This is a genomic window from Rhizobium phaseoli (assembly GCF_003985125.1).
Classification (GTDB): Bacteria; Pseudomonadota; Alphaproteobacteria; order Rhizobiales; family Rhizobiaceae; genus Rhizobium; species Rhizobium phaseoli.
The window spans coordinates 1-15,486 of the sequence record NZ_ML133611.1 but is presented as its reverse complement, the minus strand read 5'-3'; the positions used below and the strand labels follow the sequence as shown (position 1 = coordinate 15,486).

Below are 15,486 nucleotides of genomic sequence, written 5' to 3'. Positions count from 1 at the left end.
TCAACCGGTACCAGATGACCTTCTGCCTGCAATGTACTTGTTTGACTTGCTGCCGAGCGCGGACAAACCCACCAACTTCAGTATCCATGGTGTGCCCTACACGGCCACTCTGGGGCCATCAGGCATGCAGAGCGACATTTACCTTTTCCTGCAATAGGGTGGAGATGGATCGAGCAATAGATGCCAGTCGTTCTTACATTCTAACTTTGCGGTTACAATTGCTGTCAAAGCTGATTAGAGGGGCGACATTGTCAGCCAGTTAGAAACGCGACGCTGGCTCTGATGATCAGCCCCGATCCGACCGGCTGGGCCGGGTTGAAAGGGCGGAGCGGGGGCGGGTGAGGGGCGCCCATCGGCTTTAGCTTTAAGACGATGCGATCGACGCCTCACTCGGCAGCATCGCGCTTTGCCAGCGCAGCTTTATGGCGTTCGATGACGGCCGGATCGTTCGTAAAATCCTTCCGCCGTCCCGGACCGTGAGCACGTCGCACATAGCCGTTCATCTCGCTGTTGGTCATCACCACCGGCTTCGACGGCTGCTCCTGACGCTCCTTGATATAAGACAGAACGTCGCCGAGCCGTTTGTTCTCGGTGATCGCCGCATGCGTCACCCGCTGGTCCTTGTCGAAGGTTTTGTAGGGCAGGGAATGTCCCTTCCATCGTACATCGAGGCGGCCGTCGGCATAGGCATAGGTCTCGACATAGCGGCCGGCCAATCCGCGCGTCACGTCGCTCTCCTCCAGCATGATCCGCTTACGCTCGAACGAAAACGTCAGCTGCGATCCGACATAGCGCTGCTCGCGTTTGCACAGGATCTCTTTCAACCGATCCGGTGCAAGATTTACCGGCCGGTGCAGGTCATCGGATCGGGCAGGGACAATCGCAAACCGCCCATTGTAGTCCACCATGAAGCCCGGCAGAAATGCATTGCCTGCCTCCATGCTGTCGATGCCTGCCAGTCGCAATTCCTTGACCAGACGATCCTGCAGCGTCCGGTTCATCCGCTCGACACGGCCTTTGGCCTGGCTGGAGTTTGCACAGAGAATCTCGATATTTAGCTCCGAGAGTGCCCGAACTGGGTCATGCCCTGACCACCCTTGGCCTCCTTCTTCGTCACCCGGAAGACCGAGTGCTTGTCGGAATAAAAGGCAGAGCGCACGAACCGCAACTGCATCAACCGGCCCGTCGCATCGTCGACAAACACCAGGAGCGAGCACGGATCTCCACGATCCTCGAACCAGCGATGCTCGGACCCGTCGATCTGCACCAGCCCGCCATAGGCTTCGCGCCGCAAGCGCGGCTGATGAAACGTCCGCCGCTGCTTGCGTGACAGCCACAATCCGGCCTGCGTCATCCAGCCGCGCAACGTCTCGCGCGACACACGCAATCCATCGCGCTCGGCAAGCTTCTCGGCCGCCAGCGTCGGACCGAAATCCGCATAACGTTCACGAACCAGCGTCACCGCATAATCGCGAACACCATCGCTGATCCGGTTGTTCGACGGCCGGCCGATCGCCTTGTGCCGGATCGATGCCGCACCGGTCGTTCTGATGCGATCCAACAGCCGCCGCACCTGGCGCTCGCTGAGAGCAAGCACATGCGACGCCGACACCATCGTCATGCGGCCGTCGGCAACCTTCGACAAAACCGCGATCCGCTGCAGATCACGCTCGCTCATCGCTATCAATCCCATCTGCAATCTCCGCCGTCATCAAAACGGGGAGAGTGTGACATTCCAACTTTGCAGAAACAGGACATTCTAACTTTGCGGCTACAAGCGAATCTGGCGTAATGCATGTTATGGAACTTTACGCTGAACCGGCCGCGATAGTTACAAGCAGGTCCTTGGCATCGATCTGGTCGCCGGCTTTGACGAGAACTTCGGCGATCGTGCCGTTCTCCTCGGCGTGAATTGCCGTTTCCACCTTCATCGCTTCGGTCGACACCAGCACATCGTCGGCATTGATCGCCTGTCCGGGCGACATAAAGACGCGCGAGATGGCGCCCGGCATCGGTGCGCCGACATGAGCGGCATTGCCGGGTTCGGCCTTGGGTGCGAAGACGGCGGCCGGTGACGCTGAGGAATTTTGCGAGCTCTTGCTGTTGGTTCCTCGCGGACCCGAGCCGCATCTCGTTGTGCACCTAACCGGCTCGGCTCACGTGACAACAAACACAAGAACATCTGGTTGTTTCTATCAAGTTTGGCGCAGGAGGCGCAGGAGGAAAATCAACATGACTGTCGCGGCTAGGCCCATGATTGCCAAAGCGTATAGGCCTGTAGAAAAACCTCCGGGCTGACTACGGAGATACCCTATAACGAACGGCCCCACAAATGCTCCTAGGTTCCCGAGTGAGTTAATGAATGCGATCCCGCCGGCGGCAGCGGAGCCACTAAAGAAGCAGAAGGCAGCGCCCAAAGGGTCCCTTGCAACCCAATATGCCGCGCATGAGCATCCCTCGCCAGAACCCGTCAGGGCCGGGTTGATCTACCGTACGGCCGGGGCAATACTCCAGGATTGGCTTAGCTCCTCCGATGCGTCAAAATTCCGCTTGATGAGTGCCATATCAAGGCATAACCAATCGGCCATTCTCCGATTCCCGGAGAATTGCCGGACATGACTTGGAGCAGGTGCCATTTCTCCGCAGCCATCCCGGATATTGCAAAAGGACCGATACCATGTGCTTTGAATGCAATTCCTCCCCACTCAGCCGTCGCTCCCTGCTGAAATTTGCCGGCATCGGAGGCGTGGCCGTCATGACTGCAGGCTTTGACATGACCATGCCGGCATTCGCCTCGAACGCTCCCGCCCTCCTGCCGGATGAAGCACTGGCAAAACTCCAGGAAGGCAACAAGAAATTCGTCACCGACACGGAAGCCTGCGCCGCCAATATTTCCAAGCGCCGGCAGGACGTCGCCAAGAGCCAGGCACCTTGGGCGATCGTGCTGACCTGTTCCGACAGCCGTGTCGTGCCGGAACTTGTATTCGGCGGGGTGACGCTCGGCGAACTCTTCGTCGCCCGCAATGCCGGAAACGTGGTCGACACCGATGTGCTCGGCACGATCGAATATGGCACCGAACATCTGCATGCGCCGCTGATCGTCGTCATGGGCCACAAGCGTTGCGGGGCGGTCTCCGCCGCCTGCGAGGTCGTGTCCAAGGGCACCAAGCTCGATGGCTCAATCGGCAAGATGACCCAGCCGATCCTGCCCGTGGCTTTGGCGGAGACCGATCGCGGCGACAATTTTGTCGACAAGACCGTCCATGCCAATGCCTTCAACGGCGCCGAGCGCATCCTCACCGAAAGTGCGATTGTTTCTCGCCTGGTCGAGGAAGGCAAGGTGAAGATCGTGCCCGCCTATTATGATCTCGATACCGGCGTGGTCGATTTTCTGCACAAGGTCTGACCTACGAGGCGACTTCATGTTGCCGACGGCTATCCGCGGGCGCCTCGTCGCGTTCGCGGAACCATAGTCGCTGATGACCCTTGCCGCCCGCAGCATCACCCGGCGGGTTACGCGGGCCGGAGCTGAGGTCGCGAGCTGGCTGCCTGGGCGACGCTCTTCTGGAAATTTCCGACCATACGCCTGCGCAATTTGGTGAGCTCAATCGACAGGTCCGACAGCTGCGCGATGACATCTATCGGAACCTGGGCAGCTGGGCCGCGCCCTCCTGAGCCAGTACAAGGACATAGGCGTCGCTCGTTTCAAAGAACGCGAGACAATCGGCCTCCGGCAGGATCTCAACAAGATCAAGACGGCGAAACCGCCTGTGGAGCTTGAACGCAAAGGCGCGATCTGGGTTCAGCCAACCCTATTCGCTGAATCGAGTATCGCGCCTGGAGGCATAACGGAAAACTACGGCATCGAAACTGGCCGCATTGATCGAAGATTGGTACGAACCGTGAAATTGACGTAAGCGACAAGCTGACCCCATCTGGCGTCAGTAGCGTTGGCCGCTGTATTGCGGACAGACGATTCACAAACTGTGAGCTTCTATGTCTGCGCCTAGCTCTGGAACTAGAAACTTCCATATGATCGAGGCTGTTCCGGAACGGCTTGAGGGCGCCCCACGGCAATTTCGGCGCCGCTGGTCCGATGATTTTAAAGCGCGGGCTGTGGCTGAGGCAATGGAGCCCGGCGCAAGCGTCTCAGCCATTGCGCATCGCATCGGCATACATCCCTCGCAGCTATTTGGCTGGCGTCGTGATGCTCGTGACGGACAACGATCTTCCTCGCAAATCGGGCTGGTCAGACGGAGACTGGGACGATTGGCACACGTGCGATGATCGAGCTTATCATCGGCGACGTCGTTATCCGGGCCGACGCAGATATCGGCGAAGCACACCTGCAGCGGGTGATCCGAGCGGTGCGGTCGGCATGATCCCGTCCGGCGTGAAGGTCTTTCTTGCGAGCCATCCCATCGACTTCCGAAAGGGGCCGGACAGCTTGCTTTCGCTGGTACGGGATGCTGGCAGTGATCCGTTCAACGGTGCACTTTATGTCTTTCGGGCCAAGAGAGCAGACCGAGTCAAGATCGTGTGGTGGGATGGCTCCGGCGTTTGCCTCTATGCGAAGCGGCTGGAAAAAGCCCAGTTCTGCTGGCCCCGGATCGGCCATCATCGCGTCCAGCTCAATCATGCCCAGCTTCTGGCTTTAGTCGACGGAATGGACTGGAAGCGGGTTCGATCCACGCCGGTGAAGCCTCCCGAGATTGTTGGGTAAAACCGCTGCGGCGAAGTGAATCAGGTCCCTGAAAGCATGGGCGGAGCGCGGCAAAATATGCTCTGATCATACCCATGACGCGGCCCGAGATTGAGCTCCCGGATGATGTAGAGGCTCTCAAAGCCATGGTTCTTGCCATGGCCGCAAAAGCAGCCCGCGTCGAGGCTTTGGAGAAGCAGGTTGACGATCTAGAGGCCCGCAACGCGGACGCCGATGAGCGCATCGAGCGGCTGACGCAGATCCTGAAGGCTTTCGATCGCGCCCGATTTGGCCGACGCTCGGAAAGGCTTGCATCATCCACCGTCGATGACGAGCAGCACGCCTTTGTCTTCGAAGAGATCGAGACCGGCATTGCGACGATCAAGGCTCAGGTCACGAAAGGCCGCGGTAGCGCGGACAGCAAACGCGCTCCGCGGCCACGCAAGGGCTTTGCGCCTCATCTTGAGCGCGTCGAGGTCGTGATCGAACCGGAAGAGCTTCCAGAACATGCAGGTAAGACCAAAATCCTGATTGGAGAAGACGTCTCCGAGCGGCTGGATGTCGTGGCAGCGAAGTTCCGTGTCATCGTCACCCGTCGGCCGAAGTATGCCTTTAGGAACGAGGATGGTGTCGTCCAGGCGGCGGCTCCGGCACATATCATCGAAGGTGGCATTCCAACGGAAGCACTTCTGGCCCAGATCGCCGTTTCCAAATATGCCGACGGGCTGCCACTCTATCGCCAGGAAGCCATCTACGCACGCGACAAGGTCGAACTCGACCGCAAGCTGATGGCTCAATGGATGGGCAAGCTGGGGTTCGAGCTCAATATCCTCGCCGACTACATCCTCGATGAGATCAAGAAGGCCGAACGGATCTTTGCCGACGAAACGACCTTGCCCACACTTGCACCTGGTTCCGGATCAGCGAAGACGGCATGGCTATGGGCGTATGCCAGGGATGACCGGACTTTTGGGGGCAGCGGTCCACCGATGGTAGCCTATCGCTTCGAGGACAGTCGAGCCACCGAGTGTGTCGCACGACACCTGAGCGGCTATCGTGGAATCCTGCAGGTCGACGGATATGCCGCTTATAACAAGCTCGTCCGGAAAGATGGAGGCAATGACAGCGCCATCCTGGCCGGCTGTTGGTCGCACAGCCGGAGAAAGTTCTACGAGTTGCATGTCGCAAAGAGCTCGAAGGTCGCTACAGACACCGTCGAGCGTATGGCGAGGTTATGGGAGATCGAGGAGCGTGTGCGCGGCCAAAGCCCTGAAGCTCGTGTCGCTGCACGCCAGGAGATCTCCGCAGCGATCGTCCGTGACCTCTTCACTCTCTGGCAGGCGACCCTGCCACGGGTCTCTGGAAAATCCAAACTCGCCGAAGCTCTGCGGTATGCCATCTCGCGTCGAGACATCTTCGAGCGCTTCCTGACCGACGGCCGCATCGAACTCGACTCCAACATAGTCGAGCGAGCAATCAGACCCCAAGCGATCACGAGAAAAAATAGTCTATTCGCTGGAAGCGACGGTGGCGGCCGGACTTGGGCGACCATCGCGACGCTCCTGCAAACGGCAAAGATGAATGCAGTCGATCCGCAAGCTTGGTTGACCCAGACGCTTGAGCGCCTTGCGAATGGATGGCCCAGCAGTGAAATCGACGCGCTCATGCCATGGAACTACGCCGCCTGAACGGCCACGGCTTGTCGCTTACAAATTGACGCATGGTGGCTGGAAAAAACGCCGAGCTATGCATCCGGTTCGAGGATCACGCCCGCTATGGAATGCCTGCGATACAGGGCTCCAAATTCGGTTCAAAATCCTAATCCGCCCACTCAGGATCGGTTGTAAAGGCGATGGTGAGCCGACGACTCGGACCCTCGTTACCAATCGCGAGCCCGATTTCGTCACGGATCTTATCCCATTCCTGCAATTTCCTCGCCGGGAGGTCCTCTGAGACAACGAAATGTAGCTCGATTTGCCGGCCTCGGCCGACCCGGGCCACATAAGCCCGGTGGGATATGAATCCATGTCGTTCGATGATTGTTTTGGCGACCGCGTCAACTTGTTGTTTGAGATCTAATGGCGTAACAAGCAGTATGTCGGCGAGCGCTCGCCGAACCGTGCCCGCCGGAATGGGAATGATCACAATGCAGATTAATGCCAGCGCGACCGGGTCAATAAACGGCGAGATCCATTCGTAAGAAGACCCCTGAATGAAATATCCGATGGCAAACGCGACGAGTAACCCGATCGTTAGCCCGGCGGACATCAGCCAAGCTTTCGTATCCAGGGCAACGAAATCAGATTTGATCTTACGATTAGCTCGATCACCAATAACCCCCATGGTGGCTGTCACACCGAGTGTTACGACGGAGTAGACGATCGCTTGACTAAAGTTGAGCGGACGTCCCCCATGCAAAATGCTGCCGATTGCGTTGACAAGTGCGTAAACAGCCGACCCGGTTATGAGAATGCCGTTGAGAGCCAAGACTATGGGCTCAAGATGCCAGAACCCCATCGTGAAATGCTCGATAAGTTTTCCTTTGCTGGAGGGCGCTTCGGATGACGCGATGAGCTTTGTAACAAGCAGAGCTACGACAGTCATAGCAGCGTCCGTCAATGCGTAGACACCATCGAATATGATTGCGAACGAACCTGAAATGATCCCGAACAAAATGCCGATGCAGGCAAGGAGGATGGTAACGGCAATTGAAACGCAGAGAAGCCCCTGCTCCGTTCTCATGAAATTCATAGGCTCAGCCTTATAACTTACGTTTCTTTATTGTCCTCTGGACGCGGTACAGACCATCCAATTCAGCTACTGAAGCGAGCACATCCACTTTTGGATCAAGGTACCTTTTTAAATTCAAATGCTGACCTCTCCTGTCCAGTGGGCTCGCATGAGCGTCTTTCACATACCTGGCCACAAGACAAAATCGCCTCGCTGTGTTCTGGCAGTGCGGCCTCGACTATCTAAACAAGGGCCAATTTTGCTTTGCAGGTAAAGCGGGGCTGGACATGATGCACGACACGGAAGGACGCATGAACATAGTCCAGCACTTCGCTGACGGTCTCGCCGCCGCGAATGAAGTCGGAGCCACCACAGATAGGGCATGAGCAGGCCACCTGTTACACGTCATCATGGCACGGCCGAGGTTGCAGAGCTTGCGCGGCGATAGGGCTCTCGACGCATCCACGTCATCCGGCAGGTTCGAATTCCGTTGACTCATGGTTGGATCTGATTTGATGAGAGGCGTTCCAAAGAACGCCGAGGTTTTCGCCCTCATGATAGGCTGTGGCTGACACCACGTTCTAGTCTAGCGATGATCGGATCGTCGAGCCCTTTGGCGACTCCTGTAATTACGGCTGGATTGCCAGATGGAAAAGAGCAGGCTTGCGATATACGCCCACTGAAGAAGCAACAAACTAGCCACCATTGCAACGATGACTTCGTGGATGGAATGCCAGACGAAGTAACTCGTTAGTGCCTTCGCCCAGACGACGAGCAGCAGGAGGCCGCAAAAGATTGTGAAACGCAACACCGTTCTCCTGATTTGTTCGCGAGATTGCGCAGCAATGTCGTCTGCGGCAACGAGAGTCTGGCAGTTCTTCAGGCGGCAACCGCCGCGTGGTTGAGAGCCATGATCATGCCAGTGAGCTCACCATCGAACTCTCGTTCTGGCCATTGCAAATGCTGAGATTTTGGCAGCGGCGGCGCGGGACTGCAGCTTGCGGACCTTCTTCAGCTGCTCCACAATGTCTGACATGATCTCTTTCCTCGAAAATTGATTTCATGATGCCCGCGCCACGTCGGGATAGGTTTCGATAACTTCAATAGCGTCATCGACCATTTTCGTGCCGGTCTCGGCGAGCTTGCCTAGCGTCTCAAAGCCGAACCGGTGGACATCGCGCAGGGTCTTCGACAGAACGACCAACCGTCCAGTCGTGAAAAGCAAGCGGCCGAAGCCCTCATGGCCGATCGTCATGATCGGCGATGCCAACAGGCCTGTGCACTCTTCGATCACAAGCCCCACGCAACTGTAAAAGTTCTGTAGCCTCCACAGCACATACGGATCCGGATCGCCTATGATCGGGATCTTACGGCGCTGCTCCTTGGTGAGGATGAAGTCGGCCAGCAGGTCAGTGTCCGATTTGCCTTCCCACGCCCCATGGGCATCCTGAGCGCGAATGAGCCTTATCAGGCATCTGAGAAAAGGGGTGGCGAGATCCCCATCCTCGTTGACAGCAGGGCCATCCGTACTTCCTGTCAATGTACCCATTTCTTAGTCCTCCTCATCGAAAGGCTTCTTTTCAATGGCGCCTGCTTCGGTTAGCACCTTGCGTAACCAGGGTGGCGGAGTAGTCCTGAGCATCGCCCGAGTTCGCGACAAAACATCTTCGATCAGTTGAGGATCGGATACTTTAATTGGGTGGATTTTGGCCGAAACAACTCGGGCTGCCGATGGCCCACCTATCGCCAGACAGAACAATAAGTGACAACCTTCCAACGCCTTCACCTTCGGGTTAATACGATCGACGTCCTCGTTCCGATGCTTTCCGCTCTGGTCGGAAACGTCTTCGAAGTCCAGGACTTCCACCAGTTTCCAGTCGTCGGGACTCACATCATAGACGACGAAACGTTTTGCCGATCCGAAATGGGCGTCGAGAGATTTCATATCTTGAGTGGCGATTGCGACGCGCAACGCGCCAGCCTTCCGTTTTGGAGCTGACGAGTGAACCCCGTCAGGGACGAGGGAAAGGCGACGAGCGGCGATCATCTAGGCAGTTCTCCTTTGCGGGAGGGATCAAGCGATCCAGGACACGGCGCGCGCTGATTGGCCTGGAAGATGTTGGAAACATCGAAGATCAGGTCGCGCGTTCCCTGATAGAGACTTGTGAGCTTATGCTGGCTGCCGAGTCGGTCGTATATCGGGAAGCCCACCCGCATGAGCGGAATCCCAAGGCGCTCCGCCGCTTGTCGTCCATGCGAATGCGTGACGAGAAGATCAGCGCCGACGGCAAGTTCTTCGAGATCGCCAAGATCACCGACCTGGAGCGATTCGGCCGGCATTTCCGCGAGTATTTTTGAGGTGCCGGTCGTGGTGACCGCTGCCGCGATTTCGGCGCCCATGCCGGTGAAGAAGGTAGCGAATTGGTAGAGCTGGTCCGGCTCCACAGCAATTGCGATTTTCTTGCCTCCGAAATGGAAATGTCCGTCGAGCAGGGCGTCCTGCAGCTGTGCTCGGCGACGGCGGATGTTTGCTGGCACCGGCGCACCAGAAATCTCAGAAAGAAACGAGACGAACCGGTCGGCTCGTTTCAATCCTGTCAGCGACTGGAACAATGCGTAAGGGACTCCCGTCCGGGTCCGCAGTAGCTCTGCGGGGCGGCGCATATGCTCGCCGATCGCGATACATTGCGCCGCCGTGCCAAGCTCTTGTATCTCGTCGACGGGAGTACCGCCATAGGTGGTCGGAACCCAACGATCGCCGGGCACCGTGCCGTCGAGAGAGCCGGAAATGTCCGGCAGGATCACCGGCTTCAGACCGAAGCTTTCGACCGTTTCGCGCAGAAGCTCGATGTCAGCGACTGTCAGATGCCATCCTGGTAGGATCGCAATCTTCTTTTGGTGGCGGCTCTGCTCGCCTGGAGTGGTGATGCGCTCGACCATAGAGATGACGGCCTTCGCCCATCCCTCTTCGATCGCTCCCTCGAAATCCGGGGTATTCGCCAGCACAACCTCCGTACCCGCGAGCTCATCGGCACGATCCCGCTTGATGTTGGCGAGATCGCCTGCGAAATCTTCGCCGCGGGTTTCCACCAGGGCTGTCGTGCAAATTCCGATCAGCTTGGGTTTTGCGCGCCTCTTGAGATTTAGGATCGCCTCTTCCAGATTGCCTGCGCCGCCAAGAATGGTCGCCACTGCGTCCAATGCCGTTGTCTGCAAGGGAATGGCTTCCTTAAAGTGCCGGACTAAAAGTACCAGCGCCAAGCTGGTGCAGCCCTGGCTGCCGTGGAACAGCGGCACGGCACGCTCGACGCCAAGAAAGGCGAGCGCGGCGCCGAGCGGCTGCGACGATTTCAGCGGATTGACCGCAGCTGATTTGGTCTGGGGAAAGACTTGAACCATCGGCTTTCCTCAACGCTTGCCGAAGCTGCCGGCGACCGCGCCGACAAAGTTTTGCAAGACGTACCCAGTCTCGTTCTCGCTCTTGGTATTCGTCAGTTCTTCTTCCACCGCATGCTGGCATTCCCACGGTGCCGGCTCCCGCACCTCCATCCAGATCGGATTGTGAATAGCAAGATCGATCTGGCGAACGAGCTCCACCATGCCGTCATAGCCGGCATAGGGGTGGTGGCGTTCCTGGTTGATATCGAGCCAAGGTGTCTTGGCCTTCAGCGCGATGAATTGCGTGCGCCCGCCAGACAACATGATGTCGGCTTTACCGTCGGCGAGCATGTTATAAAGCTCGCGCGGCGCCATCGACTCGAACAGGTGTTTTTCGTCTTTCAGGAGTTGCTTGATACGTTCCTTGTCTTCAGGCGTGGATTTCTTGACCGAGGTGCCCACGATCTCGATGCCCACCTCCATCAGCGCATGGACAACCGACCAGGACTTGACGCCGCCGGTGTTGAGCAACACGCGCTTGCCTTCAAGCCTTGGTCGATATGCTGCGAGTTTCATCCAGGCAATCGCCTCCTCCTCCGCGATCAATGCCTCGGTGCGCTCGAGGATTTCGGGATCCGCCCCCTGCATCACGAGCAGCTTGGCGATCTGTCTGAGTGCTTCCGAGGTGTCGGTAATTCCGTAAAAGGAGCCTTCGAAGAACGGGATATCCCAGAGCTCCTCCATTTTGCGGGCGAGGTTGATGAGTGCTGTCGAGCACACCAACATGGACGCCTTGGCGCGATGCGCAGAAGCAATGTCAAGATATCGGGCGTCTCCTGGAATGCAGGCCCTTACTCTGATCCCCAGCCGGTCAAGAAGCGGCTTTACCAGCCAAAACTCGCCGGATAGGTTGAACTCACCAATGATATTGATGTCGTAGGCGGTCACGTCGTTCGGCTCTACGCTGCCGATCACATGATCGAGCAACGCTTCACCGGCGAGCTTATTGCCAAGGTTCTTGGAGCCGGCAAAGCCCGGTGCGTTGACCGGCACCACCGGAAGGCCGAATTTTTCCGCGGCCCGCTTGCAGACGGCCTCGATGTCGTCGCCGATCAATGCTGTCACACAGGTCGAATAGACGAAAATCGCCGGTGGAGCATAGGCCTCCTTGATCTCGCGGATTGCTTTAAAAAGTTTCCGCTCGCCGTGCCCCATCACCACTTCGGTTTCAGTGAGGTCGGTCGTGAAACTGGTGCGCCAGAGCGTTGGACCTGAAGAAGCCGATCCTCGGTTGTCCCAGGAATTGCCCTCACAGCCGAGAGGCCCATGGATCAGGTGCGCGACGTCGGTGATCGGCTGCAGCACGATCTTGGCGCCATCGAAAGCGCATCCGCCGGCTGCCGCCCCGGGGATCAGCGGCTTCGAACAGCCGTTTTTGCGCGCCTTGGAATCCTTGCTGCGGTTCTTCTCGCAGGCAGGCTCGTCGAAGACATCCTGGACTTTAGCATTGAGCAAGGGCATTGCGGTCTCCAAGTTCAGATGAAGGCGGGCCGGCCTCACAAGGCCGACCGCCGCGCTCCTAGCGGGTCAGGTCGTACGAATAGTCCGTCACACCCGGCTCGCTCGTCTCGCGATCGAGCTTGTCGAAGATCTTGTCGAGGATCGTCGTCAGGACGCGCAGGCCGCCCTGGTAGCCCATGAGCGGGAAACGGTGGTGATGGTGCCGGTCGAATATCGGAAAGGTCAGCCGGATCAATGGGGTGCCGGTGTCGCGCTCGAGATACTTGCCATAGGAATTGCCGATCATAAGATCTACTGGCTCGGTAAAGAGCAGCGAGCGCAACGCCCACAGGTCCTTGCCCGCCCAGACCTGGGCATCCTGGCCGAAGGGCGAGGATGCGAGCAACGCCTTCATCTCGGCTTCCCAGGCCGGCGTGCCGTTGGTAGCAAGGCAGTGGGTCGGCTCACCGCCGGTTTCCAAGACGAACCGGGCAACGGCGTAGACGAAGTCAGGATCGCCGTAGATCGCGTATTTCTTCCCGTGCAGCCAGGCCTGACTATCTGCCATAGCGTCGACGAGACGGCCGCGTTCCAGGCCGATTGCCGGAGGAATTTCCTTGCCGGTAATCTCCGAGACCTTCATCAGGAATTCGTCGGTCGCCTGGACACCCAGCGGATAATGGAACGAGGCCGTAGCCTGACCGACCTCCTTGCAATATTCCAGCGTCTTGCGCGTGTTATAGTGCTGCAGCGACAGGGTCGCTTCGGCATTCAACGCCGTTTTCAAGTCCTCGATCTTCGTGCCGCCGTCATACATGCGGTACGTACCGTCAGACGGCGTGTCGAACTGGTCGGAGGCATCCTGGATGAAGATGTAGGATACGCCCATCATGTCGAGCAGGCGCTTCAGTTCGCGGTTGTTGCCGACGCAGAAGCCGTCGAAGCCGGGAATGATGTTGATGGCTTGAGCAACCTCCTTCCGCTCGTTGCCTTTCCAGAAGTTCTCCAGAATGCCCTTGATCATGCCGTCATAGCCATCGACGTGGCTGCCGACGAAGGCAGGCGTGTGGGCGAAAGGAACATCGAAGTCGTGCGGGACCGACCCTTCGTTCTTTGCGTTTTCGATGAAGCCGTGGAGGTCGTCTCCAATGACTTCGGCCATGCAGGTGGTCGAGACGGCGATCATCTTCGGATCGTAGAGCTTGTATGTATTGGCGAGCCCGTCGACCATGTTCTTCAACCCGCCGAACACCGCCGCGTCCTCCGTCATCGAGGACGAGACCGCCGATGAAGGCTCCTTGAAGTGACGCGACAGATGCGAACGGTAATAGGCGACGCAGCCCTGGCTGCCGTGGACGAAGGACATCGTTTGCTCAAAGCCTGCGGCTGCGAAGACGGCACCGAGCGGCTGGCAGGCTTTGGCCGGGTTCACGACCAGGGCTTCGCGGCCCAGGTTCTTTTCGCGATACTCCCAGGTCTTCGTGAAGTCGTTTTGATCGGCAACGACCTGATCCGGGTGGGGGCATTCGAAATTGGCTTTCTTCTCGGCGAGCATCTGCCTGTATTCCGGCTCGCGGAACAGGGGAGCATGGTCGAGAACTTTTTCCGCCGACTGCGGCATAGTAAGCACCTTTCTTTTCATCGCGCCGCACCGGTGGCGGCAATGGGATGTCATCTGTCACGAGTGCGGATCAAGTCCGATGGGAAGGGCCTGGCCTGCCCCCTTCCAAGACAGGCCAGGCTCTCATTCGGCCGCAACCGCCTCAGCTGGCGCGGCCTTTTTTTTCCAGGGGACGTCGTAGAGATCCCACACCGGATTATTGATGGCCAGATCCATGTCGCGGGCGAATATGGCGAAGCCGTCATAGCCGTGATACGGGCCGGAATAATCCCAGGAGTGCATCTGGCGGAAGGGGATGCCCATCTTCTGCACCGGATACTTCTCTTTAATGCCGGACCCAACAAGGTCGGGGCGGATGCCTTCGATGAACTTTTCCAGCTCGTAACCGGTCACGTCGTCATAGATCAGCGTACCCTTGTTCACATAATGGCCGGTGCGCTGATAGTCGTCGTTGTGGGCGAACTCGTAGCCGGTGCCGACGATCCGCATGCCGAGGTCCTCATAGGCCGTGATGACGTGGCGAGGACGCAGGCCGCCGACATAGAGCATCACCGTCTTGCCTTCGAGGCGCGGCCGGTACTTGTCGACGACAGCATCGACCAGGGGCCGGTACTTGGTGATGACAGCCTCGGTCTTGTCGACGATTTCCGGACCGAAGTGCTTGGCTATTTCGCGCAGGGAGGTTTCGATCTGGGACGGACCAAAGAAATTGTATTCCATCCACGGGATGCCGTATTTTTCCTCCATGTGCCGACAGATGTAGTTCATCGAGCGGTAGCAGTGGATGAGGTTCAGCTTGGCCTTTGGCGCGCGCTCGACCTCAGCGAGCGTGGCATCACCCGACCAGTTGCCGACCACGCGCAGCCCCACCTCCTCCAATAGAATGCGCGTAGCCCACGCGTCGCCACCGATATTGTAGTCGCCGACGACGTTGACATCGTAAGGGCCGGTCTCAAACTCGACTTCGTTCTTGTCGAAAACCCAGTCACGGATGGCGTCGTTGGCGATGTGGTGGCCGAGCGATTGCGAGACGCCGCGGAAGCCCTCGCAGCGTACCGGCACGATCGTCTTTTCGTGCTCCTTGGCCTTCTTGCGCGACACCGCCTCAATGTCGTCGCCAATCAGCCCGATCGGGCATTCCGACTGCACGCTGATGCCGTTGTTGAGGGGGAAAAGCTCCTCGATCTCGTCGATGACCTGTTCAAGCTTCTTGTCGCCGCCGAACACGATGTCCTTTTCCTGGAAGTCTGAGGTGAACTGCAGCGTCACGAACGTGTCGATGCCCGTCAGGCCGACGTAGTAGTTGCGGCGTTGCGACCAGGAATAATGACCGCAACCGACCGGCCCGTGCGAGATGTGGACCATGTCCTTGACCGGCCCCCATACCACGCCTTTGGAACCGGCATAGGCGCAGCCGCGGATCGTCATCACGCCCGGAATGGACTTGATGTTCGATTTGACGTCGCATTCGGAAAGGGCCTTCGGCTCATCGCCAGGCTCGTCGCCGCTCGTTGCGACGCTGAGGTGCTTCTTGCGGCGCTTCGCCGCCTTGTCT

General features: G+C 58.2%; 12 protein-coding genes and 2 pseudogenes. 4 read left to right on the top strand and 10 right to left on the bottom strand.

The window, feature by feature from the left end; translation table 11 throughout:
* Positions 1-386 precede the first annotated feature (386 nt).
* Both EFD56_RS31770 and EFD56_RS31765 read right to left on the bottom strand, forming a co-directional pair.
* A pseudogene (locus tag EFD56_RS31770) lies at positions 387-1,693 on the bottom strand (helix-turn-helix domain-containing protein).
* 115 nt (positions 1,694-1,808) lie between these two features.
* Positions 1,809-2,057 (bottom strand): annotated as a pseudogene (locus EFD56_RS31765) (biotin/lipoyl-containing protein); the annotation flags it as partial.
* A gap of 620 nt (positions 2,058-2,677) precedes the next feature.
* Between EFD56_RS31765 and EFD56_RS31760 the strand changes: the two are divergent.
* From EFD56_RS31760 to EFD56_RS31740, 4 genes are all read left to right on the top strand, one after another.
* Positions 2,678-3,406 carry a carbonic anhydrase gene (locus tag EFD56_RS31760; protein ID WP_029532496.1) on the top strand — a complete coding sequence of 243 codons (729 nt, stop codon included), beginning with the start codon at positions 2,678-2,680 and terminating at the stop codon, positions 3,404-3,406.
* Positions 3,407-3,996: 590 nt separating this feature from the next.
* On the top strand, positions 3,997-4,287 hold the full coding sequence (locus EFD56_RS33790) for a transposase (RefSeq protein WP_080515687.1): 291 nt from the start codon (positions 3,997-3,999) through the stop codon (positions 4,285-4,287).
* Positions 4,208-4,723 (top strand): IS66 family insertion sequence element accessory protein TnpB, encoded by a 516-nt coding sequence (gene tnpB / locus EFD56_RS33390; RefSeq protein WP_404817481.1) that lies wholly within the window; start codon positions 4,208-4,210, stop codon positions 4,721-4,723. The genes EFD56_RS33790 and tnpB overlap by 80 nt, the downstream gene beginning before the upstream one ends.
* Positions 4,724-4,797: 74 nt before the next feature.
* Positions 4,798-6,390 carry an IS66-like element ISRle3 family transposase gene (locus EFD56_RS31740; RefSeq protein ID WP_016737534.1) on the top strand — a complete coding sequence of 531 codons (1,593 nt, stop codon included), beginning with the start codon at positions 4,798-4,800 and terminating at the stop codon, positions 6,388-6,390.
* 130 nt (positions 6,391-6,520) lie between these two features.
* On the opposite strand, the gene EFD56_RS31735 is transcribed toward EFD56_RS31740, so the two are convergent.
* The 8 genes from EFD56_RS31735 to nifD form a co-directional block, all read right to left on the bottom strand.
* Positions 6,521-7,453, bottom strand: coding sequence for a cation diffusion facilitator family transporter (locus EFD56_RS31735; RefSeq protein ID WP_012489540.1), 933 nt, complete (start codon positions 7,451-7,453; stop codon positions 6,521-6,523).
* Between the two features lie 221 nt (positions 7,454-7,674).
* Complete coding sequence (locus tag EFD56_RS33785) at positions 7,675-7,761, bottom strand: hypothetical protein (protein WP_237350514.1); 87 nt, start codon at positions 7,759-7,761, stop codon at positions 7,675-7,677.
* A 731-nt stretch (positions 7,762-8,492) separates the two neighbouring features.
* Positions 8,493-8,981: a NifX-associated nitrogen fixation protein gene (locus EFD56_RS31720; protein WP_012489542.1), complete on the bottom strand. Its 489-nt coding sequence runs from the start codon at positions 8,979-8,981 to the stop codon at positions 8,493-8,495.
* Between the two features lie 3 nt (positions 8,982-8,984).
* On the bottom strand, positions 8,985-9,479 hold the full coding sequence (gene nifX, locus EFD56_RS31715; protein WP_008536565.1) for a nitrogen fixation protein NifX: 495 nt from the start codon (positions 9,477-9,479) through the stop codon (positions 8,985-8,987).
* Entirely contained in the window at positions 9,476-10,831 is a 1,356-nt protein-coding gene (nifN, locus tag EFD56_RS31710) for a nitrogenase iron-molybdenum cofactor biosynthesis protein NifN (RefSeq protein ID WP_012489543.1), read from the bottom strand. Before nifN ends, nifX begins: the two co-directional genes overlap by 4 nt.
* Before the next feature lie 9 nt (positions 10,832-10,840).
* Positions 10,841-12,331 (bottom strand): nitrogenase iron-molybdenum cofactor biosynthesis protein NifE, encoded by a 1,491-nt coding sequence (nifE, locus tag EFD56_RS31705; RefSeq protein ID WP_012489544.1) that lies wholly within the window; start codon positions 12,329-12,331, stop codon positions 10,841-10,843.
* Positions 12,332-12,389: 58 nt separating this feature from the next.
* A complete protein-coding gene (nifK, locus tag EFD56_RS31700) occupies positions 12,390-13,931 on the bottom strand; it encodes a nitrogenase molybdenum-iron protein subunit beta (RefSeq protein WP_012489545.1) in 1,542 nt (513 codons plus the stop codon).
* A 123-nt stretch (positions 13,932-14,054) separates the two neighbouring features.
* Positions 14,055-15,486, bottom strand: a 1,432-nt coding sequence (gene nifD, locus EFD56_RS31695) for a nitrogenase molybdenum-iron protein alpha chain (RefSeq protein WP_126907100.1), incomplete at its 5' end; no start/stop codon positions are given.